The 24,049-nt window shown below is 72.4% G+C and carries 22 protein-coding genes; 2 read left to right on the forward strand and 20 right to left on the reverse strand.

What is annotated here, in order from left to right:
- Nucleotides 1-378 precede the first annotated feature (378 nt).
- The 6 genes from FGX59_RS22005 to FGX59_RS22030 all read right to left on the reverse strand — a co-directional run bounded on the left by FGX59_RS22005 (nucleotide 379) and on the right by FGX59_RS22030 (nucleotide 7,562).
- The gene (locus FGX59_RS22005) at nucleotides 379-990 is read right to left on the reverse strand and encodes a LysE family translocator (protein ID WP_138469282.1); all 612 of its coding nucleotides are present in this window, start codon (nucleotides 988-990) and stop codon (nucleotides 379-381) included.
- 1,459 nt (nucleotides 991-2,449) lie between these two features.
- Entirely contained in the window at nucleotides 2,450-3,211 is a 762-nt protein-coding gene (locus tag FGX59_RS22010) for a gamma-glutamylcyclotransferase (protein ID WP_138469283.1), read from the reverse strand.
- A 269-nt stretch (nucleotides 3,212-3,480) separates the two neighbouring features.
- Nucleotides 3,481-4,527, reverse strand: coding sequence for an ABC transporter ATP-binding protein (locus FGX59_RS22015; protein ID WP_138469284.1), 1,047 nt, complete (start codon nucleotides 4,525-4,527; stop codon nucleotides 3,481-3,483).
- A gap of 17 nt (nucleotides 4,528-4,544) precedes the next feature.
- Nucleotides 4,545-5,390 (reverse strand): carbohydrate ABC transporter permease, encoded by an 846-nt coding sequence (locus tag FGX59_RS22020; protein WP_138469285.1) that lies wholly within the window; start codon nucleotides 5,388-5,390, stop codon nucleotides 4,545-4,547.
- Nucleotides 5,387-6,253, reverse strand: a complete 867-nt coding sequence (locus tag FGX59_RS22025) for a carbohydrate ABC transporter permease (protein WP_171060773.1) — start codon at nucleotides 6,251-6,253, stop codon at nucleotides 5,387-5,389. The genes FGX59_RS22020 and FGX59_RS22025 overlap by 4 nt, the downstream gene beginning before the upstream one ends.
- A gap of 55 nt (nucleotides 6,254-6,308) precedes the next feature.
- The gene (locus FGX59_RS22030; protein WP_171060774.1) at nucleotides 6,309-7,562 is read right to left on the reverse strand and encodes a sugar ABC transporter substrate-binding protein; all 1,254 of its coding nucleotides are present in this window, start codon (nucleotides 7,560-7,562) and stop codon (nucleotides 6,309-6,311) included.
- A 216-nt stretch (nucleotides 7,563-7,778) separates the two neighbouring features.
- Between FGX59_RS22030 and FGX59_RS22035 the strand changes: the two genes are divergently transcribed.
- Both FGX59_RS22035 and FGX59_RS22040 read left to right on the forward strand, forming a co-directional pair.
- A complete protein-coding gene (locus tag FGX59_RS22035) occupies nucleotides 7,779-8,777 on the forward strand; it encodes a LacI family DNA-binding transcriptional regulator (RefSeq protein ID WP_171060775.1) in 999 nt (332 codons plus the stop codon).
- On the forward strand, nucleotides 8,778-9,752 hold the full coding sequence (locus tag FGX59_RS22040; protein WP_138469289.1) for a nucleoside hydrolase: 975 nt from the start codon (nucleotides 8,778-8,780) through the stop codon (nucleotides 9,750-9,752).
- Here FGX59_RS22040 and FGX59_RS22045 read toward each other — a convergent pair.
- From FGX59_RS22045 to FGX59_RS22110, 14 genes are all read right to left on the reverse strand, one after another.
- A complete protein-coding gene (locus FGX59_RS22045) occupies nucleotides 9,749-10,093 on the reverse strand; it encodes a lysozyme inhibitor LprI family protein (RefSeq protein WP_171060776.1) in 345 nt (114 codons plus the stop codon). The two genes, FGX59_RS22040 and FGX59_RS22045, sit on opposite strands and share 4 nt — an antisense overlap.
- Nucleotides 10,094-10,290: 197 nt before the next feature.
- Nucleotides 10,291-11,124 carry a TonB family protein gene (locus FGX59_RS22050; protein ID WP_138469291.1) on the reverse strand — a complete coding sequence of 278 codons (834 nt, stop codon included), beginning with the start codon at nucleotides 11,122-11,124 and terminating at the stop codon, nucleotides 10,291-10,293.
- Nucleotides 11,121-11,516, reverse strand: a complete 396-nt coding sequence (locus FGX59_RS22055) for a biopolymer transporter ExbD (protein WP_138469292.1) — start codon at nucleotides 11,514-11,516, stop codon at nucleotides 11,121-11,123. The genes FGX59_RS22050 and FGX59_RS22055 overlap by 4 nt, the downstream gene beginning before the upstream one ends.
- Nucleotides 11,513-11,896, reverse strand: a complete 384-nt coding sequence (locus FGX59_RS22060) for a biopolymer transporter ExbD (protein ID WP_240722640.1) — start codon at nucleotides 11,894-11,896, stop codon at nucleotides 11,513-11,515. The genes FGX59_RS22055 and FGX59_RS22060 overlap by 4 nt, the downstream gene beginning before the upstream one ends.
- Nucleotides 11,883-12,461, reverse strand: a complete 579-nt coding sequence (locus FGX59_RS22065; protein WP_138469293.1) for a MotA/TolQ/ExbB proton channel family protein — start codon at nucleotides 12,459-12,461, stop codon at nucleotides 11,883-11,885. The genes FGX59_RS22060 and FGX59_RS22065 overlap by 14 nt, the downstream gene beginning before the upstream one ends.
- Nucleotides 12,458-12,853: a hypothetical protein gene (locus FGX59_RS22070; RefSeq protein ID WP_138469294.1), complete on the reverse strand. Its 396-nt coding sequence runs from the start codon at nucleotides 12,851-12,853 to the stop codon at nucleotides 12,458-12,460. Before FGX59_RS22070 ends, FGX59_RS22065 begins: the two co-directional genes overlap by 4 nt.
- Nucleotides 12,850-13,245, reverse strand: a complete 396-nt coding sequence (locus FGX59_RS22075; protein WP_138469295.1) for a VOC family protein — start codon at nucleotides 13,243-13,245, stop codon at nucleotides 12,850-12,852. The genes FGX59_RS22070 and FGX59_RS22075 overlap by 4 nt, the downstream gene beginning before the upstream one ends.
- A complete protein-coding gene (locus tag FGX59_RS22080) occupies nucleotides 13,242-14,054 on the reverse strand; it encodes a heme ABC transporter ATP-binding protein (protein ID WP_138469296.1) in 813 nt (270 codons plus the stop codon). Before FGX59_RS22080 ends, FGX59_RS22075 begins: the two co-directional genes overlap by 4 nt.
- A 2-nt stretch (nucleotides 14,055-14,056) precedes the next feature.
- Nucleotides 14,057-15,133 (reverse strand): iron ABC transporter permease, encoded by a 1,077-nt coding sequence (locus FGX59_RS22085; protein WP_240722644.1) that lies wholly within the window; start codon nucleotides 15,131-15,133, stop codon nucleotides 14,057-14,059.
- A gap of 4 nt (nucleotides 15,134-15,137) precedes the next feature.
- Nucleotides 15,138-16,001 carry a hemin ABC transporter substrate-binding protein gene (locus tag FGX59_RS22090; protein WP_138469298.1) on the reverse strand — a complete coding sequence of 288 codons (864 nt, stop codon included), beginning with the start codon at nucleotides 15,999-16,001 and terminating at the stop codon, nucleotides 15,138-15,140.
- Entirely contained in the window at nucleotides 15,998-17,047 is a 1,050-nt protein-coding gene (locus FGX59_RS22095; RefSeq protein WP_138469299.1) for a ChuX/HutX family heme-like substrate-binding protein, read from the reverse strand. Before FGX59_RS22095 ends, FGX59_RS22090 begins: the two co-directional genes overlap by 4 nt.
- A 55-nt stretch (nucleotides 17,048-17,102) precedes the next feature.
- Nucleotides 17,103-19,157: a TonB-dependent receptor domain-containing protein gene (locus tag FGX59_RS22100; protein WP_171060777.1), complete on the reverse strand. Its 2,055-nt coding sequence runs from the start codon at nucleotides 19,155-19,157 to the stop codon at nucleotides 17,103-17,105.
- A 380-nt stretch (nucleotides 19,158-19,537) separates the two neighbouring features.
- A complete protein-coding gene (locus FGX59_RS22105; RefSeq protein ID WP_138469308.1) occupies nucleotides 19,538-20,557 on the reverse strand; it encodes a GSU2403 family nucleotidyltransferase fold protein in 1,020 nt (339 codons plus the stop codon).
- A gap of 1,902 nt (nucleotides 20,558-22,459) precedes the next feature.
- The gene (locus tag FGX59_RS22110) at nucleotides 22,460-22,999 is read right to left on the reverse strand and encodes a hypothetical protein (RefSeq protein WP_138469301.1); all 540 of its coding nucleotides are present in this window, start codon (nucleotides 22,997-22,999) and stop codon (nucleotides 22,460-22,462) included.
- Nucleotides 23,000-24,049 lie beyond the last annotated feature (1,050 nt).

The raw sequence follows: 24,049 nt of genomic DNA on the forward strand, positions 1-24,049 counted from the left end.
CGGGCGCCCGACTCCGCCATCTGGCCGCAGCCCCGGCGCCGCGTCCGGCGCGTCCGGTCGCAGCATGAGAGCCCGGCGGGCATGCCGGGCCGCGGCGCTGCCGCGAAGACCCGGCCCGTCGGCGCATCCGTCTGCGGGTCCCGGAATGGCGGCCCTGGCGCGGATCGCGCGCGCGACGGCAAGGCCGGTCACAGGGCCGGCTCCGGGAGGGCCCGCTCCATGGCGGATCCTCGGCCGGCATGGCCCGGGACCGGGGACGGTCCGCCGGCCGCCGTCTTCTCTCGGCCCGGACGCGCCTGAGCGGCGCCTTCCCCGGAACACCGCCGCTGCCTCCGGGGCGGGACGCGCGCGGGCCCTCCCCGCACCGGCCCGGGGCGGTCACCTCGCGGCAATGACGGCGGCCGCGCCGCCGAGCGAGGCCGCGCCGAGGCGGTTCGCGACCCGCAGCGCCCGCGGGGTCCGCAGGAGGCGCCGGGCGTGATGCGCCGCCGCGATCCAGGCGAGATCGACCGCCGCGAGGCTGGCGACCGTGACCGCCGCGACGGCAGCCCAGGTGGACAGAGTCGCGGTGCCGAGATCGATCAGGGACGGCAGCAGGGCCAGGTAGAACACCATGATCTTCGGATTGCCGAGTGTCAGCGCCATCCCGGCAAGGAACATCGATCCCTTCGACCGCGCCTCCGGCAGGCTCTCCGCGTCCCCCGGCTCCGGGGCGGTCCACATCCGCCAGGCGAGCCAGGCCAGGTAGGCGGCGCCGAGGTATTTCAGCGCGAGGAACGCCAGGTGGAAGGTTTCGGCCAGCGCGGAGAGCCCGGCCATCGCGAAGCTCAGCCAGATCACTTCTCCGAGCCACATGGCGGCCACGAACGGGGCAACGTCCCGCCAGCCGCGGGCGATGACCCGCGACACCAGCGCGGCGATGCTGGGTCCCGGCGTGCCCGCGTTGAGGACGAGGGCGGCCGCGAAGACGGCGAGAGCGAAGCTGTCCATGGGGACGGATCCTATGCCCGTGGCGACCGGCTGGGAAGCGCGCATCGCGCGGGTGCGGCTGCCGCAGGACGGCCCGGCCCGGCGCCATGCAGGCCGGGCGCTCGCGGCGGGCCGCCGCCGCCGCCGCATCCGGGCGGGCTCCCCGCCGTTCGGGGCCATTCTGTCCCCGCGCGAGACCGGAACCGCAGGACCGCGCCCGTTTTCCATGGACGGCAAGCCGGGCAGGCCGGACCGGTGACCGGGACATGCTGCCTGCACTCCGGTGCCGGAGAGGAGCGGCCGCCGGATCACGGCGTCTCGCCATGCCCATCGGCCGTCGCGCCCCTGCAAGCCCGGGCGCGAATGCGAGGCCAGGCTGCCGGCAGCGACGCCCGGTTCCGCACGCGCCGGACGGGCTCCGGCAAAGCGCGCGTCCTGCGCCGTCCAACCGGATGGAAGAGGCCGAAGCCGGGAAGGCGGCATCCCCTCGGGCGGATGCCGGAACGGAGGGCTGGACGCGATCGGCGGGCGAGCTGATGCGCGGCGTGACAAGCCGTGCCGACGCCTTCCGCCGCGGTCACCGGCCCCAATGCAAGACCAGCGGCAGTCGCCCTGTGCCGTTGCCCGCTATGCCTGATCTTCCGCCAGCCGACCGGACCATGGCCGGGAGGCCGCCGCTCGGGCCGCAGCGGAACGCGGGTCGCCGGAAGGCCGAGACGGCCGGCCTGAGCGTGACGGGCCGGAAAGGCCATGGCCATCCTTTGCGGATCCCCGCTGAACGGCCGCGCGTTCCTCTTCCGGCGTGGCGTCTCGCCCGGCCGGATGCCCCAGCGCGGTCCGCGCCCCGGACACATCTGCCGCACGGATGCCGAGGCTGGCACCGGGACGGCTTTTCAAAGTCCCTGCGGGGAGCCGGGCCACGCCGCGGCGTGACGGGGGCAGAGGCCGGCCCGGTGCGATGTCGCGGACATGCCCCTCCGGCTTCCGCAGCCTGATCGCCGACCGCATGCAGCCCCTGCCGCGCGAACCCCGCCGGGCACAGGTCCTCGAGATCCGGCGTGCCGTGCCGCATCACGGGCGCAGCGACCGGCGGTCCTCCGGCTCCCGGACCACCGGGCCGGGACGGGCTGCCGCGGCGGCTTGGCTGCCATGGCCGGGCACGGCGCAGGACGCCTGGCGACGGTGTCCGCAACGGAACCGGGCATTGTCCGCGAGGCGGCCGCACTTGCCCTGCTCTTCGAGCGGCCGCGACCGGATTTGGAACAGACGCCTCCGAGGTGGCGAGGCGGACCCTCTTTGCAGCAACCATCCGGGGCCGGCAGAGCCAGCGCCGCGTCCCAGAGCAGACCGGTGGCCGCCGCTGGGGGGCAGGACGGATCAGGCAAGACCCTGCAGGCGCCCGGAGAGGATCATTCCGGCGATGGCGGGGCAGTCAATGACAACCGCCGCAGCGGCGGATGCCGGGTCCCCCGGGCCGGGGTCAGTCCGCCGCCCTGCTGCCCGCGGCCGCGGCGCCGGGGGCGCGCCAGGCGTCCACCTCGGCCAGAAGCTCCTCGAGCTCCGGATCCTCGATGCGCAATTCGCGGCAGCCCTCGATGACATTGGCCAGGTACTCCCGGCTGGTCCCGAGCCGCCCGGTGCCGGTGGCGAGATAGCGCAGCTGGTCGGCGCGGCTGATCCCGGTCTCGATCATGTCCGCCGCCGGGTCTGCGACGAAGCAGAGCGCCTCGAGGCTGCCCTGCGCGGTCTCCACTGGCGCGAAGACCGCCCGGTAGCAGGGCGCCATCATCTCGCGCCGCCAGATCACCTCGGATTCGCGGTCGGCGGTTTCGGCCGAGAGCCGGAACACCAGCCCGTCGCAGGCGGGGCCGTGGTCGAGCGCGGCCATCAGCCCCGGCGCCGCTGCCGAGCCGCGCCCGCCGGAGCGGTCGACCAGGCAGAAGCTGCGCCGGTAGCCCGGCAGCCGCGCGCGGCGCACCTCGGCGAAATAGACCGCCGGATCCCACATCAGCGAGCCATAGGCGAAGACCCAGAGGTCGCGGCCCTGCCAGGGCGCCAGCGTCTCGCGGCGCATCGCCTCGCGGGTCTCGTCGCTGTAGCGCGGATTGGCCGCCAGGCCGGCCTGCGCCCAGATCCGGTCGATTTCCGCAAAGTCGAGATCGCGGAAGAAGCTCTCCGCGGGGTCGCGGATCTTGCCGGCAAGGCCGGGATGGTGGCGGAAGGCGCCGGGGGCGAAGGACATCGGGGCTCCTTGCTGGATTGCGGACGGCCCGTGGGCCACGGCGCCCCACGCCTAGGACCGATGCGGCGGGCATGCAACCTCTCGCCGTGCCGCGGGCCGGTCGCCATCTGCCGGGAGCGGCGCAGACGCGCCCGGCCCGCCCGCGCAGGGGCATCCCCGCGGACAGGCCGGTTCCCCGGACGCGGCGGCGGAGGCACTCCAGGCGCGTCGTTCTGGCGGCGATCCGGGCCGCCTGCCCTGCCGGCGGGACCGGCCGCGCCCGGGCGGGGTCAGAGCCTGCTGCCGGTCTCCGCATCGAAGAGATGGATGCGCTCTGCCGCCGGAGACAGCCGGATCTGCTCGCCCGGATGCAGCACGGCGCGCCGCCGCAGGAGCACCGTCGCCGCCTGGCCGCCGATCCGCACGGCGAGCTGGGTGTCGGGGCCCGTGGGCTCGACCACCTCGACCTGGGCGGGCATCCCCTCGCCGCCGATCTCGATATCCTCGGGGCGCATCCCCCAGAGCACCCGCCGCCCCTCTGCCGCGCCGCCCGGCGCCGGGAGCCGCGTGCCGTCGGCCAGGGCCACGGCGCCGCCCTCGATGCGGCCCTCGAGGAAGTTCATAGAGGGCGAGCCGAGGAAGCCAGCGACGAAGGCATTGGCCGGCCGGTCGTAGAGCTCCAGCGGCGCGCCCTGCTGCTCGATCCGGCCCGCGCGCATCACCACCACGCGGTCGGCCATGGTCATCGCCTCGATCTGGTCATGGGTCACGTAGATCGTCGTCACTTGCAGCCGCTGGTGCAGCGCCTTGATCTGGGTGCGCATCTCCACCCGCAGCTTGGCGTCGAGATTGCTCAGCGGCTCGTCGAAGAGGAAGAGCGCCGGGTTCCGCACGATGGCGCGGCCGGTGGCGACGCGCTGGCGCTGGCCGCCGGAAAGCTGCCCGGGATAGCGCTCGAGCAGCGCGTCGAGCCCCAGCACGGCGGCGGCCTCGCGGACCATCGCGTCGATCTTCCGCTTCGGCGTGCCGCGCAGCTTCAGCGAGAAGCCCATATTGGCCCCGACCGTCAGATGCGGATAGAGCGCGTAGTTCTGGAACACCATCGCCACGTCGCGGCCCTTGGGCGGCAGGCGGGTGACATCGCGGCCGCCGATCTCGATCCGGCCGCCCGAGGCGCCCTCGAGCCCGGCGATCAGCCGCAGCAGCGTGGACTTGCCGCAGCCCGAGGGCCCGACAAGGGCCACGAATTCCCCGGCCGCGACATCCAGGTCGATGCCGCGGAGGATCTCGGTGCGGCCGAAGGACTTGGTCAGCGACCGGACGCTCATGGTCGACATGGGGAGGCTCCCTGCGCTTACTTGATGCCGCCTGCGACCAGCGAGCGGACATAGAGCCGCTGGGTCAGCAGGAAGGGGATGGTGCCGAGCACGATGGCGAGGTTGGTCGAGGAGAAGAGCCCGCCCCAGTTGGTCTGCTCGAAATTGATGTTGCGCGCGATCGCCACCTGGATCACCGCGTAGTCGGGATCGCTGGCGGCCACGACCGGCCAGAAGAAGCTGTCCCATTGCGCCAGGAACAGCATCAGGCTGGCCGTGGCGACGGTCGGCCAGCTCAGCGGCAGCGCGATCCTGAGGAAGATGTAGCCCCAGGAGGCCCCGTCGATCCGCGCCGCCTCGTAGTAGTCCTTGGGGATCGAGGCGAAGAACTGGCGGAAGAGGAAGATGATCATGCCGTTGGCGATCTCGGGCACGATCAGCGCCTGGTAGCTGTTCACCCAGCCGAAGGCGCGGATCATCACGTAGAGCGGCAGCACGATCGCCTCGAAGGGCATCATGAAGCTCGCCACCACCAGGACGAAAAGCAGCGTCTTGCCGCGGAAGTCGAAGGCGGCGAAGGCGAAGCCCGCCATCGCGTTGACCACGAGGCCGCAGACCACCGTGGCCAGCGCGACGATCGCCGAGTTCTTCGCCGCCATCGGGAAGTCGGTCTGCATCAGCGCCCGGTAGTTCTCCAGCGTCAGCCGCGACGGGATCAGGCCGGACCAGGAGAAGTCCGAGACCGGCTGGAAGATCTCGGATTGCGGGCTGAGCGAGGCGAGGCAGAGCCAGGCCAGCGGCGCGGCCACGCAGAAGGCCAGCACCGACAGGAGCCCGTAGCGCAGCATCGCCATCAGCGGCGAGGGGGCGAGCGGGTCGGTCATCTGCGGTCCTCCGGACTGCGCATGAGGCGGAATTCCAGCACGATGATCACCGCGAGGATGGCCAGCAGGAACGAGGAGATCGCCAGCGCCCGGCCGATATCGGAGAAGGTGAAGGCGGAGCGGTAGGCCTCGAACATCAGCACCGAGGTCGCGCCGTTCGGCCCGCCCCCCGTCAGGATGTAGACCGGCGCGAAGAAGAGGAAGTTGATCGCGGTGTCGGCGACCAGCACGAAGGCCATCGGCCGCCGCATCAGCGGCAGCGTCACCAGGCGGAAGCGCTGCCAGGGGGTCGCGCCGTCGATCATCGCCGCCTCCTGCACCGAGGCCGGGATCGCGTGCAGCCCGGCCAGCAGGAACAGCATCCAGTAGCCTGCCCCTTTCCAGGTGGCGATGCCGATCAGCGTGCCCATCGCCTGCTCGGCCGCGCGGTAGAAGGGCTGCGCGCCGATCCCTGCCCATTCGAGGATGCCGTTGAGCGGGCCGAGATTGGGGTCGAGCACCAGCTTGAAGAGCACCGCGCTCAGCCCGGTCGAGACCGCCATGGGCAGCACCAGCAGCGTCCTGTAGACCCAGATGCCCCGTCCGGGCTGGAAGATCAGCATCGCCAGCAGGAAGGCCAGCGCCAGCTGCAGCGGGTTGATGATCAGGTTGAAGATCAGCGTGATCCTGAGCGAGTCCCAGAAGGCCGGGTCGGTCAGCAGCCAGCGGTAGTTCTCGAGCCCCGCGAATTCCAGCGCGCCGGTCAGCGTCATGCCGCTGAAGCTGCCGGCCCCCGCCACCACGATCGGCGCGAAGCGGAAGACGGCCAGCCCGGCAAGGGCGGGCGCGAGGAACAGGAAGGGCGTCCAGCGTGAATAGTTCATGGTCTCGGGCACTCCGGGCCGCCGTCCCGCCCGGAGACGGGACGGCGGGCGTGGCTCAGCGGTACTTGCGCATTTCGCGGTCGATGCTTGCGGCGGCGCGCGCCAGGCTCTCGGCGACATCCGCCCCGCCCTGGATGTCGCGCATCGCGCCGCGCAGGAACTCCTCGTATTCGCGGTAGCCCGGCGTGATCGGCCGCGGCGTGGCGGTATTGGCCAGCTCGTACTGGACGATCTCCCAGGCCGGATCGACGAAGGTGGTCCCTGCCCGCTCCTCCCAGATCTGCTCCAGCGCCGGGGGGTACTGGCGCAGCGAGAAGAACAGGTCCATCGCCTGCGGCGTCGACAGCCAGGTGGCGAAGGCCTTGGCCGCCTCCAGGTTCGCGCTGCGCGGGTTGATGCCCAGATGCCAGCTGCCGGTCGCGGTCACCGGCTTGCCGGAGGCGAAATAGGGATGCGGCACGACGCCGAAATCGAGATCGGCGAAGCGCTTCAGCCCCTCGAGGTTCCAGGTGCCGCCGACCATCATCGAGACCTGCCCGCTGCCGAACATCTCCTGCATGATGCCGCCCTCGAACGTGCCGGCCGGGGCGACCTTGTGGCGGGTGAAGAGCTCCTGGTACCAGGTCATCGCGTCGATGAAGCCCTGGCTGTCGACATAGCCGGTCGCGGTCAGCCCGTCCGGGCCGATCACCTCGGCGCCCCAGCTCTGCGGCAGCGGCAGGAGCTGGTAGGGATTGGTGTTCTCGAAGGCGAAGCCGAATTCGCCCGCCTTGCCGGTCAGCGCCGTGGCAAGCTCCAGGAGCGCCTCCCAGGTCATCCGGTCGGCCGGATCGGCGGAGGGCTCGGCAAGGCCGGCTTCGGCGAAATGCGCCTTGTTGTAGAAGAGCACCTGCGACGAGGTCCCCAGCGGCAGGGCGTAGAGCGTGTCGTCATAGCTGCCCTGGACCAGCGTCGAGGGGACATAGCGGCCGAGCTCGCCCTCCATCAGCCCGTCGAGCGCCATCAGATGGCCGCGCGCCGCATAGGAGGCGGTCAGCGGCCCGTCGACCAGATAGGCATCCGGTAGCCCGTTGCGCGCCGAGAGCCGCACTTCGAGCGTGTTGAAGAGCTCGGTGATCGGCAGGCGCTCGTATTCGATGCCGATCCCCGACGCCTCCTCGAAGGCGTCCATCAGCGGGGCGACCTGCTCGTCCGGCCAGCCCATCCACGGGACCGAAAGCGAAGCCGTCTGCGCCCGTGCGAGACCGGTCGTTCCCATCAGCACCGCGCCGGAGGCCCCGGCCAGGAACTGGCGTCTTTGAATCGTCATCTGCAGCATCCCTGTCGTTGTTTCCCGGCATGCCGCACCGTTTACGGCTTGCGTCAATCAGCGCCTGCATGCTTCTATTCTTCTTGTGCATACGTTTGCACAACTGATGTCAGGCCACAACAAGTCGATTTCCACGTCAAGAGGGAAAACGCGGGCGGGGTCCTGGACGGCAAGACGGCAAGAGGCGGCGCGATGGCTGGCAAGGACGCGAAGAGAGTGACGACCATACAGGTCGCGGCGCTGGCCGGGGCCTCGCCCTCGACCGTGTCGCGGGCGCTCTCGGGCGATCCGCGGATCACCGAGGCGACGCGGCAGCGCGTGCTCGCCGCGGCCGACGAGCTGGGCTACCGGCCGAACCTGATCGCCCGCGGCCTGAAGAACCGCGCCACCGGCATCATCGGCGTCGTCGTCACCGATCTGGGCAGCTTCTACCATGCCGAGGCCCTGCGGCTCCTGGTCGACGAGCTGGGCGAGAACGGGCTGGCGCCCCTGGTCTTCGCCTGCCATGCCCGCCAGAGCGCGGATGCGGTGATCGCCCGGATGGCGGGCTACCAGGTGGACGCGGTGATCGCCCTGGCCGCGCCCTTCGACCGCGAGATCGTCGCCAGCTGCGACCGCAGCCGCAAGCCGCTGGTCCTGATGAACCGCTATCCCGGCCCCGAACCGGTGAGCACGGTCGGCGGCGATTTCGACCGTGGCGGGGCGCTGGCCGCCGGCCATCTCATCGCCCGCGGAGCGCGCAGCTTTGCCTATTTCGCAGGCGAAGACGGAGCGCAGATCAGCCGCGACCGCGAGGCCGGATTCCTGCGGCGACTCGCCGAGGACGGGCTCGGCTGCCGCGCCCGTATCTCCTCGGTCTATTCCTATGACGCCGCGCGGCAGGCGGCGGCCGCGCTTCTCGCCGATCCGCCCGACGCGGTGTTCTGCGCCAATGACACGCTCGCCTTCGCGCTGATCGACGCCGCGCGCCACGATGCCGGGCTGCGCGTGCCCGGCGACCTGATGGTGGCGGGCTACGACAACACCACCTTGGCCGCCCGGCCCTCCTATGACCTGACCAGCATCGACCAGGACCTGCCCGAGCTGGTCGCCCGCGCCGTGCGGCGCGCCCGGGCCCTGGCCGAGGATCCCGCCGCCGCGCCCGTTCAGGATGTCGTCCTGCCCCGGCTGGTCGCGCGCGGCACCACCGAACGCCCCCCTGCGATGGAGACCTGAATGCAGAAAGTCCTGATTGACTGCGACCCCGGACATGACGATGCGATCGCGATCCTCTACGCCGCGACGCATCTCGACCTGGTCGGCATCAGCACCGTCTACGGCAACCAGACCGTCGAGAAGACCACGGCCAACGCCCTGTCGCTGGCGACGCTCTTCGGCCTCGACGTGCCCGTCGCGCAGGGCTGCGCCGCGCCGCTGGCCGGCCGGCTGCGCCATGGCGGCGACATCCACGGCAAGACCGGGATCGACGGCGCCGAGCTGCCCGCCCCCGACCGCGGCACGACCGGCATGCATGCGGTCGATTTCATCATCGAGATGGCCTCGAAGCACCGCGGCGAGCTGGTGCTGTGCCCGACCGGGCCGATGACCAATGTCGGCATGGCCCTGCGCAAGGAGCCGCGGCTCGCGGAATGGCTGAAGGGGATCAGCCTGATGGGCGGCACCACCCAGATCGGCAACACCACGCCGGTCGCCGAATTCAACATCTGGTGCGACCCGGAAGCCGCCGACCTCCTGTTCCGCAGCGGCGTGCCGCTCTGGATGGCCGGGCTGAACGTCACCCGCCAGGCCGGGATCGGCCCTGCCGACATCGACAGGCTCGCGGGTAGCGGGCCGGTCGGCGACACCTTCGCCGGGCTCTTCGCCTTCTTCCTCGACAGCCTGCGCCAGGTCCACGGCCTCGCCACCGCCTCGCTGCACGATCCCTGCGCGCTCCTGCCCTTCATCCGGCCCGACCTGGTGACCTATCGCGAGGTGCCGGTGGAGATCGCGCTTGCCCAGGGCCCGACCCGCGGCATGACGGTCTGCGATTTCCGGACGCTGACGCCGAAGGCGCTGGAGAACATCCAGGGCATGGCGCGGCCGAACTGCCGCGTCGCGGTCGGCATCGACGGGCCCGCGGTGGTCGCGCATATCGTCTCGGCCATCACCGGCTGGTCCGGCCGCAAGCTGCCGCAGCCCGGCCCCGCCTAGCGGAGCGTCCTGAGCACCTCGATGCGCTGCAGGGTCCGCTCTTCCATGCAGGACCAGTAGAACATCGGCGCCGCGGTGCCGCCGCCCTCCTGCTCGGGGCCGCAATCCGCGTCGCGCTCCTTCAGCCAGGCCCGCTGCCCGGCCAGGAGCGCGGCGCCCGTGCCGCGCGCATCCGCCGCCGGTTTCGCCGTACTCCAGAGGCGGTTGAGCTCGGCATCCGCGATCTCCCATCGCTCCAGGGCGCAGAAATTGGCATCGACCTGGGTCGTGCCGCCGCAATGCGGCTGCGCGACGGCAATGACGAGGCAGAGGACCGCAAGTCCGGCCGCAAGCGCCTTCATGGGAACACCTCGCATTCGACAGTGCGCATGCTATCACGGCGGACCGGGTCGGCCTACGGGAAAGCCTCGCGCGGAGGGACGACGGCGGCGCGCGATCATCCCGCTCCGGCGGAACGGCAGAGACCGACCGGCGCGGCGCCGCCGGAGCTCCGGCGGCAGGACCCCGGGCCGTCACCTGCCGGGCGCGCGGCCGGGGCTCAGCCCTTGCTTTCGACCCGCACCGTCAGGTCGAGCCTGCGCCCGGTCGGGGTCTGGCCGAAGGGCGCGGCGCGGCGCACCTGGTCGAGCGCCGCCGCGTCGATGCGCTGGTCGCCCGAGCTCTTCACCACGCGCAGCACTGCGATGCCGCCGCCCGCCTCGATGCCGAGCCCGATCAGCGCGGCGCCGCGGGCGCCTGCACTGCGCTTCGGCGCCCGGTCGATCCGGCGCAGCACCTGCGCCTGGTAGCGCTTCACCGCACGCCCCCCGGCCTGCTCGGAGGCGGATCTCTCCGCGCGGGTCGTCTCGGCCTTGCGCGCTTCCGCCCGTCCCTCCGCCTGCCCGGCCGCCGCCGTCACGGGTGCGTTGCCGCGCGGCGGCGCTGAGGGCGGTTCCGGCGCGCTGCGGGCCGGTTCGGCCCGGTGCTGCGGCTGCGGCCGCTCGGCCGGACGGGCCTCCGGCCGCGGGCTCTCCGGGGCGGCGGCCGCGGAAACGGCGCCGGCCGGCCCGGCCGCCGTCGGCAGGACGGGCCGGGCCGTGGCGGCTGGCGCCACCGGCGCGGTCATGGCCGCCTGGCGCGGCGCCGCCGTCACCGTCTCCGCCGGACGCGCTGCGGCAGGAGGCACGGGCGCCGTGCGGGCCGCCGTACCCGCCACCGGGGCCATCCGCCCCGCGGCCAGATCGGCGAAGCTCGACCCGAGCGCCACATCGCCCGCGACCGCCCCGCCCTGCGGGACCGGCGGCGCAGGCTCCGGCGCTGCGCCCGCCAGCGCGAGATGCAGCGCCACCGAGCCGCCGAGCGCCAGCAGGAAGAGCGCACCGTCGCGGATCATGGCCGGGCCTGCCCGGTGACGATCAGGATCCGCCCGGCCCCGAGCGCCTTCAGAGCCCCGGCCAGCGCGACCACCCGGCGCGCCTCCGCCGCACGGTCGGGCATCACCCGCACCGTCTCTGCCGCCCCCTCGCCCGCCAGCAGGGCATAGGCACTTTCCGCCGTCGCCGCCTGCCCGCGGAAGCGGATCCCGCCATCCGCGCCGAGGACCAGCGCATCGGGCGGCGCCACGGTGCGGGGATCGGCGGTCTCCACCAGTTGCAGCCCGCGCTCGAGCGGCCGGGCGAGCTGCGCGGCGACCAGGAAGAAGATCAGCATGAGGAAGACGATGTTGATCAGCGCCAGCGTCGGCTCGCTGGCCCGGCGCGGCGCGGGAAGACGGCGGCGGCTCATTCCAGCACCGTCAGCTTCGCGTCCTTTATCCCGCGCAAGGGCAGGACGGCATCGGCCAGCGCCTGGGCGGTGGCGCCCTCGGCGACGCTCAGCACCAGATGCAGCGGGCGCGGACCGAGCGCGCGGACCGCCTCGGCCAGCCCCTCGGGCGCGACCGGCGCGCCGTTCAGGCTCAGCCCCTCGCCCGAGAGCCGCAGGAAGGCCATCTGCGTCCCCTCCGGCATCGGCGCGGCGCCCTCCCCGCCGGTCGAAAGCTCGATCTCGCCGAAGCGCGCGAAGGTCGAGGACAGCATGAAGAACAGCAGCAGCAGGAAGATCACGTCGATCAGCGAGGTCATCGACAGCGGCCGCCGCCGCGGCACCGCCCTAGCCCGCGCCATGGTCGAGCACCCCCGGGGCCAGAAGATCCTCGACCGCCTCCTCGGCCATCCGCCGGTGCGCCGCCAGCCGCGCGTCGAACCAGCTGAGCAGCACCGAGGCGGGCATCGCCACGGCGAGCCCCGCCGCCGTGGTCAGGAGCGCCACCCAGATGCCCCCCGCCAGCAGGCTGGGATCGGCGCTGCTCCCGGCCTCCTGCAGGCTGCGGAAGGCGTCGATCATGCCCAGCACCGTGCCGAAGAGGCCAAGGAGCGGCGCCACCTGGGAGACGATCTCCAGCACCCGCAGCCCGGCGCCGACCCGGCCGAAATCCCGCTCGAGCCGCGCCAGAAGCCGCTCGCGCAGCTCGCCGGGCGGCACGCCGCGGCGCTGCGCCGCCCGCGCCTGGCCGAGAAGCCGGGCGAGAAAGCCGCGCGGCGCGCTGCGGCCCACGGCCTCCAGCTCGAAGACCGCGGCCTTCCACAGCACCACCGCCACCGCCAGCACCGAGAGCGCCAGCAGGAGCGCCACCACCGGCCCGCCGAGCGCGACCAGCTCCGAAATCCGTCCCGTTGCCGCCGCGATCATCCCAGAAGCTCCACGCCGGTGCGCGAGCTGACGGCCGGCAGGCCCTCGCAGCTGCCGCCCGCCGCCGGGCGGCAGGTCTCCATGCCGTTGACGAGCACGCGCGAGATCGCGGCGCAGTCGAGCCCCGGCAGATCGAACTGGCGCACCCGCATCCGCCCGGCGGGCAGGTCGCGGAAGTCGAAGAGCGCGAGTTCGGCCACGGCGCCGCCGGTGTCGAAGAGCACCGCCTCCAGGACCAGCGCCTCGAGCCCGGCCGGGCTCTGCGCGGTGAAGCTCAGCCGGCAGGCGCCCTCGCCCTGCTCGAGCGCGTTCAGCTCCACCGTCGCGGGCGGGCTGCCGGCCAGCGCGGCGGGCGCGGCCAGCAGGACGGGGATCAGCGCGGCACGGATCACGGGGCGGTCTCCTCTTCGGCAAGATGCCGCGGCGGCGCCCCTGCGGTGGCCGAGCGGCCGAATTTCAGCAGGCAGCCCTGCGGGTCGGACAGGTAGAATTCGTACATGTCCCAGGGGCGGCGCTGGAACGGGCGGAAGCCGGGGACGCCCTTTGCCTGCCACTCGTCATGCAGCGCGTCGATGCCCGCGCCGCGGATGTAGCAGCAGCTTTCCGTCGGGCGGCCGTCGGAAAAGTCGGGCGGGCAGAAATGCAGCTCGATCCCGTCGCGGCGCAGGATCAGGTAGTCCGGTCCGGCCGGTTCGGCGGCAAAGCCCAGCTGGTCTTCGTAGAAGCGCGCGGTGGCCGCGAGATCGGGCGAGCGCAGGATCGGGATTGCGGCGATGTCGGTCATTCGGCAGCCTCCTCTTGGCAGTGATCCGCCGCCTGCGGCAGGATCCAGGGTCCGCCCGCGGGCGGCGGCGTGTTGGTCCGCAGGCGGCAGTGATAGGCGGCGCTGAGCGTCGCATCGGTCAGCACCTCGGCAGGCGTGCCCGCCGAGCGCACGCGCCCGCCATCGAGCAGCGTCACCCGGTCGGCATGCATCGCCGTCAGGTTCAGGTCATGGAGCACCGCGACCACCCCGCCCCCGGCCCGCGCATAGTCCCGCGCGATCGCCATCACCTGCAGCTGGTGGCCGATATCGAGCGCCGAGACCGGCTCGTCGAGGAAGAGCCAGCGCGGCGCGCCGTCGAGGACCGGCTCCCAGATCTGGACGAGCACGCGGGCAAGCTGGACGCGCTGCTTCTCGCCGCCCGAGAGATCGTGGAAATGGCGGCCCTCGAACCCGGCCAGCCCGACCCGCGCCAGCGCCATCGCGGGCAGGCGCCCGGTCGCGGCGCGGGTGCCCGGCACGCCGGCGGTCAGGCCGAGGCGGACGACCTCCAGCGCGGTGAAGGGGAAGGACAGGGCCGCGGCCTGCGGCAGCACCGCGCGCAGCAGCGCCAGCTCGGCCGGGCGCAGCGCGGCGCAGTCGCGCCCGTTCAGCGCGACCCGCCCGCCATGGGCGATCTCTCCGGTCAGCGCCCGCAGGAGCGTGGTCTTGCCCGAGCCGTTCGGCCCGGCGATCACCGCGACCTCGCCCGCGCGGGCGGCGAAATCGACGCCGCGCAGGATCTCGCGGCGCCCGGCGGTCACGCGGAGGTTTTCGGCCCTCAGCTCCATGCTCACAGCTCCAGCTGCGCGCGGCTGCGCAGGACGATCCACAGGAAGACCGGTCCGCCGAGACAGGCGGTGACGATGCCGATCGGCAGCTCGGCCGGGGCGATGATGCTGCGGCTGACCGCGTCGGCGAGAAGCAGCAGGATGGCCCCGGCCAGCCCGGCATTGACCAGCAGCCCGTGATGGTCCGGCCCCTGCACCAGCCGCAGCAGATGCGGCACGACGATGCCGACGAAGCCGATCCCGCCGGTTAGCGCGACCGAGGCTCCGGCGCTGGCGGCGGCGGCCAGGATGGCGATGCGCTTCATCCGTTGCACGTCGATGCCCAGATGCAGCGCCGCCGCCTCGCCGAGCGCCAGCGCGTTGAGGCTGCGCGCCAGGAAGGGCGCGGCGGCCAGCGCGGCCAGGATGAAGGGCGCCGCGGCGCCGAGCCGCGCCCAGGTGACGCCCGCCACCGAGCCCATGTTCCAGAAGGTCAGGTCGCGCAGCTCGTCATCGGTGGCGCGGTAGACCAGCAGCCCGGTCAGCGCGCCGCTGAGCGCGCCGAGCGCGATCCCGGCGAGCAGCATGGTCGCCACCGAGGTCCGGCCGTTCTGCGTCGCCATCCGGTAGAGCAGCAGCACCGCAAGCCAGCCGCCCGCGAAGGCCGAGAGCGGCAGCAGCCAGGGCCCCACGAAGGATTGCAGCGCCGCGGGCAGCAGCCCCGTGCCGGCAATCGCCAGCACCGCGCCGAGCCCCGCCCCGCTGCTGACCCCGACCAGGCCGGGATCGGCCAGCGGGTTGCGGAAGAGCCCCTGCATCACCGCCCCCGAGACCGCCAGCGCGGCGCCGACCAGCACCCCGGCCAGCATCCGGGGCAGGCGGATGTCCCAGACGATCACGCTGTCGCGCAGGCTCGCCTCCGCCAGCCCGGCCCGTGCCAGCAGCGCGGCGGTCACGTCGGTCTCGCCGGCCGCGCCCCAGCCGAGGCTGAGCAGCATGGCCGCGGCCAGCCCCGCCCCCAGCAGCAGGCGCAGCCGTGCCGCCCGGCGGCGGCGGTCGCCCGCAAGCGGGCCCGCCCCGCGAACCGGGATCGCCACCACCGCCTCAGCCCCCCTGCGCGTAGAGCGCGTCATGCAGCCCGCGCGCGAACTCCGCCGTGCGCGGCCCGAAGCCGAGCGCGGCCGGATCGACCGTGACGAAGGCGCCGCGCTCGGCCGCCGGGGTCGCCGCGAAGGCCGGCATGGCCAGGATGTCCCCGGCCTCTCCGGCATGCTCGGACTGGCCGCGCATCATCACCACCGCCTCGGGCGCTGCGGTCAGGATCGCCTCGTCATTGACGGGCTTGTAGCCCTCGAAGGCCGCGGCCATGACATTCTCGGCCCCTGCCAGCGACAGGATGCCGTCCGCCCCGGTGCCCGCGCCGGCCGCCATCAGCCGCCCGCCCTCTGCCGAGAGCAGGAAGAGCGCGCGGACCTTGCGCGGCTCGGCCTCTGTCGCCGCGGCCAGCGCCGCCAGGTCGTCTGCGGTGCGGCCTGCCAGCGCCTCGGCCGCCGCATCCTCGCCGAGCGCTTCGCCGACGGTGCGGATCGCCGCCAGAACGGCCTCGGCGGTGAAGCCGTCATGGACCAGAACCACCGGCACCGAGGCCGCCTCGAGCTGGTCGAGCACCTCTGCCGGGCCGGAAGTGTCGCGGGCGAGGATCAGGTCGGGCCCGGCGGAGAGCACCCCCTCGGCCGAGAGCTGGCGCATGTAGCCGACATCGGGCAGCGCCTGCGCCTCGGGCGGGTAGAGCGAGGTCGTGTCGCGCGCCACCAGCCGCGCCCCCTGCCCCAGCGCATAGACGATCTCGGTCACCGGCCCGCCGATCGAGACGACCGATCCGGCATCGGGATAGCCGTCCGCGCGCGCCCCGCCGGCCGCGGCCAGCGCCAGCAGCGCCGCCGCCGCGATTGCGGTCTTCGGGATCATGCCCCTGCCTCCTCGGCCTGCGGCAGCGCGTCGAGCAGCGCGTGCCAGCTTTCGTTCCCGTCGGTCTCGCTGCCGCGGCGGCCGAAGACCTGGAAGATCAGCCCGCCCTCGGCGTCGAAGGCCTCCAGCGAGACCGCCGGGCCGCGCTTCGTCGGCTTCTCCACGCGGTAGACCTCGGCCACGTGGTCGCCGCGCAGATGCAGGTTGAAGCGCGGGTCGAGCACGTTGAGCCAGGGGCCCATCGGCTTGACCGTCTGCAGCGGCCCCCAGTGGATCTGGATATTGCCCGGGTTGCCGACGAAGAGGATCACCTCCTGCCCGCTGGCCGAGCAGGCCTCGAGCATCGCGGCGACGGCGGAGGGCGGCATCGGCCGGACCCACGGCGTCCCGGCGATCAGCCGGTAGGCGCCGAGCCGGTTCATCCCCAGCTTCGCGGCGAGGCGGTTGAACTGGTGGGTGTCGGTCATCCGCGCCCATTCGGCAAGGAGCGCGCCGCGGTTCTCGGCGCGGCTGCGGGGCGGCTCTGCGGGCGCGCGCGGCTCAGTTTCGAGTTCCGGCGACTGGTCGTCCAGGCGCAGCCCGGCGACCAGATCGGCCCAGGCGGCGTCAGTCGAGGTCTCGCGCAGGAACACCTTCTGCACCGCGTCGCCGGCGGCATCGAAGACCTGCAGGCTGCGGCGCAGTCCCTTCGGGGTCTCCTCCTCGATGGCGAAGCCGTGCACCCAGTGGCGCGGGAAGATGCGGGTGTCGATCTCCTCGCCCAGCACCATCGCGGCATGCGGGCCCGAGCGGTACTCGCCGAACGTTCCGACGCGCTCGTGCACGGCGCTTTCGTTGCGGGTCAGCGCCATCACCTCGCCGAGCTTCGCGAGCTCGGGCACCAGCCGGTCGGGATGGGCCTCGATCCGGGTGGCCCAGAGCCCGGCATGGGCGGCCACCAGCCGGGCTTCGGACAGCCCCAGCTCGGCGGCCAGGTCGCGGTCGCGCACCGGGCTCGCGGCACGCGCGGCGCGGATCTCTTCGGGGGACAGGGTCATGTCTGGCATCTCCTGGCTTGGTCCTGTTGGCCGCGCCCCGCCTGCCGGGGCGCGGATCGTCGCGTCAGAAGGTCTTGGCAAGGCTCAGCGTCACGCTGCGGCCGGGGGCCGTGCGGGTCGAGAGATAGGGCCGGTAGGTCTCGTCGAGGATGTTGTCGAGGCTGGCGCGCAGCTCGTACCCTGCCAGCGCGCCCTGCTCCGGCTTGTATCCGGCGGTGAGGCCGTAGATCGTGTAGGCCTCCGAGGGCACGGTGCCCGGATGGTTGGTCTCGTCCGTGTCCGGCGTGCGGGTCTGCGACCAGGCATGCAGCGCCTCGACCGCGAGGTCGAGCTGGCCGTCCATCAGCCGCTTGCCGACCGAGACGCGCAGGCTGTCGGCGGGCAGGTACTTGTAGTCGTCGCCCGTGCCGTTGACCGTGCCGCGCGCCATCGAGGCGTTCATGTCGGCGAACCAGTCGCCCAGCACGTAGGACATCTCGAGCTCCGCGCCGCGGATCTCGATCTGGTCGGTATCGGTATAGCTCGTCACGTCCCAGATGCGGGTCTGGTACCAGGTGATCTTGGCGCGCAGCGCATCGTCGGCGGCCAGCAGGCCCAGCGTGTCGAAGGACAGGCCCGCCTCCCGGGTGACGGCCTTCTCGGACTGGTTGATGTTGCCGGTATCGCCGACGGTCATGTCGTCGAGGATCGGCAGGTTCTCGTTATAGGCCAGCGTGCCGAAGACCGCGACCGCGTCGGTCAGGGCATAGCGCGCCGCCAGCGCACCGGTCAGCGCTTTGTCCTCGTATTCCGTGCCGTCCTCGATATCGGCATTGCCGTAGGAGGTCAGCACCTGCGATTCATAGCGCAGCTGCGGCGTCAGCGTCAGCCGGCCCATCTCCATCCGGTCGGTCGCGTAGACCGCCCAGTAGTCGTCATCCCCGCCCGGCGCGCTGCTGTTGTTGCCGCCGTCATAGTAGCTGTCGGTCACCTCCGCGCGGCGCTCGCGGCGGCCGACCTCGAGCCCGGTCAGCAGCTCGTGGCGCACAGGCCCGGTGTCGAAGCGCGCGGTGTTCTCGAAGGTCAGGTAGTTCCGCTCGGTCTCGTAGTCGGTATTCGCCAGGTTGGTCCGCATCGAATAGTACGGGCTGATGACGATATAGGGGTCGTCCGAGGTGATCTCGATGCGCTCCAGCGAATGGGTGAAGCGCGCCTCGAAGTCGATCAGGTCATTGTCCGACGGGTTGAAGCCATAGGCGAAATACGCCGTCTCGTCGGTGACGGTGCGGTCGACCAGCAGCGTCGAGAAGATGTTGCCGTCGATATAGGCGTCATAGGGCACATCGGTCTGCGGGCTCTGGTTGTAGCTGTAGAAGGCCGTGACCTTGTGCGCGTCGTTCAGCCGGTAGCTGCCCTTGAGCATCGCCGAGGGCTGTTCGAAGCCGGTATTTTCCACCGTGTCGCCATTGCCGTCCTCGTAGTCGCCGAGCACGCGGTAGCCGAGGAAGCCCAGCACCTCCAGATGCTCGTCGGGCTTCCAGGCGAGGATGGTGGAGCTCTGCCCGCCATTGCCGTTGCTGGTATAGGACAGCTTCTGGCGCACCGCGAAAGTGTCGTCGCCCTCGAGGAAGTCCGAGGCGTCGCGGGTCTCGAAGATCACCGTCCCGCCGATCGCGCCCGAGGCATAGCGGAAGCCGTCGCCGGGGCCGCGGATCACCTCGACCTGGCGGAACAGCTCCGGCTCCAGCTCGGGCAGACCGCCATTGCGGTAGATCTCCTCCTGGCCCTTCTGCACGCCGTCGACGATCACCGAGACCTTGCCGTCGGTGCCGTAGCTGCCCGGCTGCGAGCCGAGGCCGCGGATGTTGATCGCCGCGCTATGCGGCGAGACGCCGTTGACCAGCGAGACGCCGGGCACGGTCTCGATCAGCTCGCCGACCGTGCTGGCCTGGCGCGCTTCGATCTCCTCCTGGTCGATGACGGTGACGGAGGTCGCCGTGCCGGTCTGCACGCCGCGGCGGCTGTCGCCGATGGTCACCGATCCGATATAGGTTCCGTCGAACTCGCCCGCGTCCTGCGCCTGGGCAGGAATGGCGGCGAGAGAGGCCAGCACGATGGCGGCCCGGGAAGTCGTGGTCACTTGCAATCCCCAAGGTACGAATACAGTCCGAAACTTCGGCTGGCGTCCCGGGAGATAGCGAGCTTTCCTGCGTGGCTAATATATCTTATTATTTTTGTCAACTTATTTTGCGTGTAAAGCAGCGCGCGTGACGGACTGCGGCGGCCGCCCCCTCTCCCGCGTCTTCGGCGGCCGCGCAGTCCCGCCTGGCCGGTACCGGAAATGCCATCCGCCCCGGCCCTGTGCGGCAAAGGTCATGGCCGGCGACCGCCCGCGGCTGGAACGCGCATTCCGGCCGACTCCGCCATTGCCATCGGGACGGCCGTCCTTGGGCCGGGCGCCTGCCTACGCGCGGCATTCCAACGGAAATCGCGGGCGCGCGGCGCGCACCGGCGCCAGCGCTAGCCGAGGCCGCGGAGGATCTGCGCCGTCCCGGGCAGCCGCTCCAGGCTCGCCGCGATCCGCTCGCGCCAGCGCGGCCCGCGGGACAGCGCATCCCCGTAGGCCTCCGCCAGGTCGTCCGGCCGGTCCTCTGCCAGCACCTCGACCAGGAAGGCCGCCTGCCCCAGATCCTTGCGCGACTTGGCCTGGTCCGGCCCGCCCCTGCGCCGGTCGGCCACGATCAGCTTGTGGATAGCGAAGCGCTCCGGCCGCGGGATCTGGACCAGCACGCCCGAGCGGTAGAGGGCGAGCGCATGGATCGGCTCGGCGATCAGGTAGTTCAGGTAGTTCAGCGCCTGCGCGCTGACCCCGAGCGCGGGCAGCGGCTTGACGGTCTCGTCGCCGAAGGCCGGCGTGAGGAATTCCACCATCGCCTCGCCCGAACTCTGCCGCCAGCGCCAGACCTGGCGGTCATGGATGCCCGGCACCGCGTCGAATTTCAGCGCGTTCAGGATCTCGCCAGGGGCCTGCTCCACCCGGTCTCCGAGAGCGATGGAGAGCCGCTCGAAGCTCGCGAGGTCGATATCGCCGGTCTGCGCCAGCTCGTCCGTGTCGAAGCGGATGCCGAGCTCGCCCTGGTAGAGCCCGTAGGCCGCGGTGCCGATCAGCGTGCCGCCGAGGCGGAACACCCCCGCCCGCGCGAAGGCCAGCAGCATCGAGCCGGTCTCGCGGTCCGTGGCGATCAGCCCCTCGGCCCGCAGCATGCGCGCGAGCCGCGCCATCCGCTGCCTGCGCCCTGCCGCGTCCTCCCGCAGGAGCGCCGCTCCGGCCAGGCGCCGCCGCAGCTCGGGCGTGTCCTCGCCCAGGTACCGGCTCTTCATCTCGGTGCCGATCCGGAACTTGTCGTAGAGATAGGTCCGCCCGTTGCGGCGGCGTTCCTCCAGGCTGCCGACATGCCCGGCGGCGGCCTCGTCCAGATGGAGCCGCAGAAGATCCTGATAGGCGACCTGCGCCGCGCGGGACTGCGAGAGAATGGCCATGGCGCCCGTTCCGGTATCCGTATGCATCAAGTTATTCCCCGCTGCACATAGCGCGGGTGTGCAGCAATATCAACAATGATGCACACAGGCCGGGCCGCCTGCCCCGGCCTGCGAGAGGCCCGCACAGTCCGGCGCCGCAATCCGCGCCACGCTCGCCGGGGAGACATCGGTCGCAATGGTCCCCGTGCCAGCCCGGCGGTGGCTGCGTGCCGCAGGCAGGCCCCGGCAAAGGACGGGGGCCGCGCCCCGGGGGGCGCCGAGGGGCCGTTCATGACCGGACCGCGGCGCCGCGCGGCTGCAGACCCCGGTCGCAGCGGTGCCAAGGTCTCACAGACGGACCGGAAGACTGCGGGCAGTCCAGCTTCGGCCCTGCCAAGCGAAGATGGACGCCGCCGCCGCCGCGCGGAAAGGCACGCAGCCGGTCGCAGCGGATATCGAATTGCCAATGCCGCGGTCCTCTGCGGGCACGACGCGCCGGCCGCCGCTTCGGGAACTGGCACCGGATCCCGGTCCTTGCCTGCCGAGCGCCGCCGCGGTCCCGCGTTCTCCGCAGCGCCCCGCCCCGCGAAGCACAGCGACAGCCCCGCGGCAAGTTCCGGAGCCCCCCGAGCTTGATCTGCAGGGACCCGGCCCGGCCGCGCCGTTTCGGCCGGTTGCAGCGGACCTGCCCGCTTTGGAAGAGCGCCGGTCGCAGGCGGGCGCGGCCGGACCTTCGCGCGATCCGGCTCAGAAGGGCGGTCCGTGACCGGCAGGACTCCTTGCCCGCCGCGTTCCGATCCCGGCCCGGGGACGGGAGCGGCCGGCATTTCGGGCAAGCCCTCTGCCGACTGCCAGGCAGCCGGAGGCGCTGCCGACAGGGGCGCATAGGGCACCGGACGCGCATCAGCCCGGCAAGGGCATTGCGGCGGCGTGCGAGCGGCAGAAGGTCCAGGCGATCTTCCGGCCCCCGGCCAGGGCAGCGCGCCGCCATCGACGTCCCGGGAGAAGTTGCCGTGCCGCATCCCGCCTGCGGGATCGGCCCCGTTGACCCCGTCCTGCGGGAGCGCATGCCGCTGCAGAGGCCGGTAACCGGTATCGATCCCGACGAGGGCAAGACCCGGAATGCACCCGCGAGACTGCCGCTGGCCCGTCGGCGAGGTGGCCCGCATGCCCTTGGCCGAGGGGCCAGTCCCATGGCGATCTGCCAGCCGGGTCTCCCGTTCCCTTCCGGCTGAAAAGGCGGCGCTCGCGGACATCCGCCGCATGCTGCCGCCCGGCGGTCAGGTCGTGCCCCCGGGCTGATCCGGGCCGTCCCGCCTCTTCCGCGCGCGCACTGGCGTGATCGGCTGCCATGTGCCTGCGCAGGCGGCAGAGCGCGCGCTTGCGCCATTCGCGCATGCGGGCCCGGGCAGCCTGCCGGAGCCGCTGCGATCCCGCAGTTCCGCCGGTACCGGGACGTCCGGCCTGTCGGCCGCGCGGGTCATGCGCGCCCCCGCGGCGGGCATCCGGCAGGCAACCCTGCCGGGCGGCCGTCTCTGTCGCGGGGCTAGGAGGTCACGGAGACCCCGCCGCGACCTGCTTCACGGCCATGAGCCGTCCTCGCCGCAGAGGGCGCTGCTGTTCACGGCCACCGCCGCTCGCGGCGCCAGGGCTCCGGACCGGCGGCTTCGGGCGGACCGCGCGCCGCCGGGCACGCAACCGCCGCGCCGGGCCGCAGGACGGCACCTGACGGCCGAAACCGCCAGGTCCTTCGCCGCCATGTCCGACCCGCCGCGGCGGTCCGGCATGGCCAATGGGCCATGCGGGCGGAGGTGCGGGAGGCCATCCAGCGCAGATGCGCCGGACCGGCCCCGGAACATGCGAGGCCCGTTCACCGGGGCTTCGGTCACATGGCCCGCCGCGGGCCCGCCGCGGCTGCGGGGATCACTCCATGGGGATCATCACATGGGCATAGGGCGTTCCCGGCCACATGATCCAGGGCTCGCCCATGCCCTCGGGCACCGTCGTCGGGTAGCTCTCCAGCAGCGGCCCGGCGGCCGAGCCGACGATCATCACATGCGGGCCCGAGACGACCCACTGGTTGTCGGCGGTCTCGCCCTGGGCATGGGGATCGATGTTGCTGGCTCCCTCGTCGCCGAGCAGCATGTAGACGAAGCCGAGCGTATCCGGCGGCGCCTCGTTCGCCATCCAGGCTTGCAGGAAGCTCATCGACGGGCCGTCCGCGCACATCGGATCGGTGCCGGGATACATGCAGGTCCACCCGTTGGTGCCTTCGCGCAGCACCTGCATTTCGCCGGTGCTGGTGAGGTTGAGCAGCGTGGAATTGGCAAGCACGGCCGCGGGGGCAACGCCCTCGAGCCGCTCCGTCAGGCTCTCGGCCGTGACATCGGCCGCCTGGCCGATGGCTGTCGACGCGAGCAGAAGGCAGGGGCCGGCGGTTGCGGCAAGTCTAAGGCAGGTCATGGCAGCGTCTCCTCTCTTGGGGTCACGCTATCGCCGCCCGGGCCCCCACCACGCAGCGGTAGTGACCACAACCTACGCTTGTGACTCCTCTCTGGCAAAGCTTTCCTCCAGCTCCCGGCAGGGGCGCTTGCCGGATCGCCGCCGCAGCAAAGGCCGGCCGGTTCGGAAAGCTTCCCGTGCGGGGGCGGCAGGGCTTCCGGACGGCCCCCCTGCCCGCCAGCCGGTGACAGGCACGACCGCGACCGCCGCCTTCTCCGTGCGGGGCCGGGAAACCGTAGGCTGGGCGGGGCGTCCTGCCGTCGCCGCTCCGCCCGGCAGACCGGAACCGGACGTCCGGACGGAACGCGCCCTTGGCGCATGCCAGCGGGAGACGCGCCGGCGGTTGCCGCCGCCGGACCGGCCGGCTGCCGGTGCCGGACGGGACCAGATGGCCGGGCGTCGGCAAAGCGGCGGGCACTCTACCGCAGATTGTGAACTCGGAATGCATCGGCGCGTATCGTGCCTTGGACTCGGCGCCCGGCGACATCCACGGACAGGAGTCCGGCGGCTGCAAGGGCGGCGCGGGCGGTCCCTGCGCGTTCGGGTCGTCCCCGGCCGATGGCGGCTGCGGGACCGGCGGTGCGTTGCGGCTGGACAGGGGCCCTTGCCGCAATGCCGTCCCGGGCGGGGCCGCGGGCGCGATCCTGCTCCGGTGCTGCAGGCCAGGGAAGGACGCAGATCGCCATCCGCGCGGCTGCCAGCGCAGCGGAACGTGCCGCTGCGGCAAGTGGCCAGAGAGGGGCCGATGGCATCCTGCGCATGTTCCGGATGCTGCAGGCCTTGCCCGGACGGGCTCGCGACGTGCCGCAAGCCGATCCGCCCGGAGATGGTCATGGCGCATCGCGTCGGCCGGGCTTGCAGATCGTCCCGGCGCGGCCGACGCGTCGATGCGAGAAAGCCCCGCTACGCCAGCGCGGATGGCCCGGCAGGGTCCTGAGGCATCCCCAAGGAGGAGATTGTTCCTTCTCCGGCCGGGGCCGCTCCACGAGAAGGGCACGCATAGCCGCCCTC

It is taken from the genome of Poseidonocella sp. HB161398, from assembly GCF_005870025.1.
Lineage (GTDB): Bacteria > Pseudomonadota > Alphaproteobacteria > Rhodobacterales > Rhodobacteraceae > Mangrovicoccus.

Excerpts from the sequence above, each read along its gene's own strand:
- FGX59_RS22005 (WP_138469282.1), bottom strand. The coding sequence starts at position 990 with ATGGACAGCTTCGCTCTCGCCGTCTTCGCGGCCGCCCTCGTCCTCAAC.
- FGX59_RS22010 (WP_138469283.1), bottom strand. The coding sequence starts at position 3,211 with ATGTCCTTCGCCCCCGGCGCCTTCCGCCACCATCCCGGCCTTGCCGGC.
- FGX59_RS22015 (WP_138469284.1), bottom strand. The coding sequence starts at position 4,527 with ATGTCGACCATGAGCGTCCGGTCGCTGACCAAGTCCTTCGGCCGCACC.
- FGX59_RS22020 (WP_138469285.1), bottom strand. The coding sequence starts at position 5,390 with ATGACCGACCCGCTCGCCCCCTCGCCGCTGATGGCGATGCTGCGCTAC.
- FGX59_RS22025 (WP_171060773.1), bottom strand. The coding sequence starts at position 6,253 with ATGAACTATTCACGCTGGACGCCCTTCCTGTTCCTCGCGCCCGCCCTT.
- FGX59_RS22030 (WP_171060774.1), bottom strand. The coding sequence starts at position 7,562 with ATGACGATTCAAAGACGCCAGTTCCTGGCCGGGGCCTCCGGCGCGGTG.
- FGX59_RS22040 (WP_138469289.1), top strand. The coding sequence starts at position 8,778 with ATGCAGAAAGTCCTGATTGACTGCGACCCCGGACATGACGATGCGATC.
- FGX59_RS22045 (WP_171060776.1), bottom strand. The coding sequence starts at position 10,093 with ATGAAGGCGCTTGCGGCCGGACTTGCGGTCCTCTGCCTCGTCATTGCC.
- FGX59_RS22050 (WP_138469291.1), bottom strand. The coding sequence starts at position 11,124 with ATGATCCGCGACGGTGCGCTCTTCCTGCTGGCGCTCGGCGGCTCGGTG.
- FGX59_RS22055 (WP_138469292.1), bottom strand. The coding sequence starts at position 11,516 with ATGAGCCGCCGCCGTCTTCCCGCGCCGCGCCGGGCCAGCGAGCCGACG.
- FGX59_RS22060 (WP_240722640.1), bottom strand. The coding sequence starts at position 11,896 with ATGGCGCGGGCTAGGGCGGTGCCGCGGCGGCGGCCGCTGTCGATGACC.
- FGX59_RS22065 (WP_138469293.1), bottom strand. The coding sequence starts at position 12,461 with ATGATCGCGGCGGCAACGGGACGGATTTCGGAGCTGGTCGCGCTCGGC.
- FGX59_RS22075 (WP_138469295.1), bottom strand. The coding sequence starts at position 13,245 with ATGACCGACATCGCCGCAATCCCGATCCTGCGCTCGCCCGATCTCGCG.
- FGX59_RS22080 (WP_138469296.1), bottom strand. The coding sequence starts at position 14,054 with ATGGAGCTGAGGGCCGAAAACCTCCGCGTGACCGCCGGGCGCCGCGAG.
- FGX59_RS22090 (WP_138469298.1), bottom strand. The coding sequence starts at position 16,001 with ATGATCCCGAAGACCGCAATCGCGGCGGCGGCGCTGCTGGCGCTGGCC.
- FGX59_RS22095 (WP_138469299.1), bottom strand. The coding sequence starts at position 17,047 with ATGCCAGACATGACCCTGTCCCCCGAAGAGATCCGCGCCGCGCGTGCC.
- FGX59_RS22105 (WP_138469308.1), bottom strand. The coding sequence starts at position 20,557 with ATGGCCATTCTCTCGCAGTCCCGCGCGGCGCAGGTCGCCTATCAGGAT.
- FGX59_RS22110 (WP_138469301.1), bottom strand. The coding sequence starts at position 22,999 with ATGACCTGCCTTAGACTTGCCGCAACCGCCGGCCCCTGCCTTCTGCTC.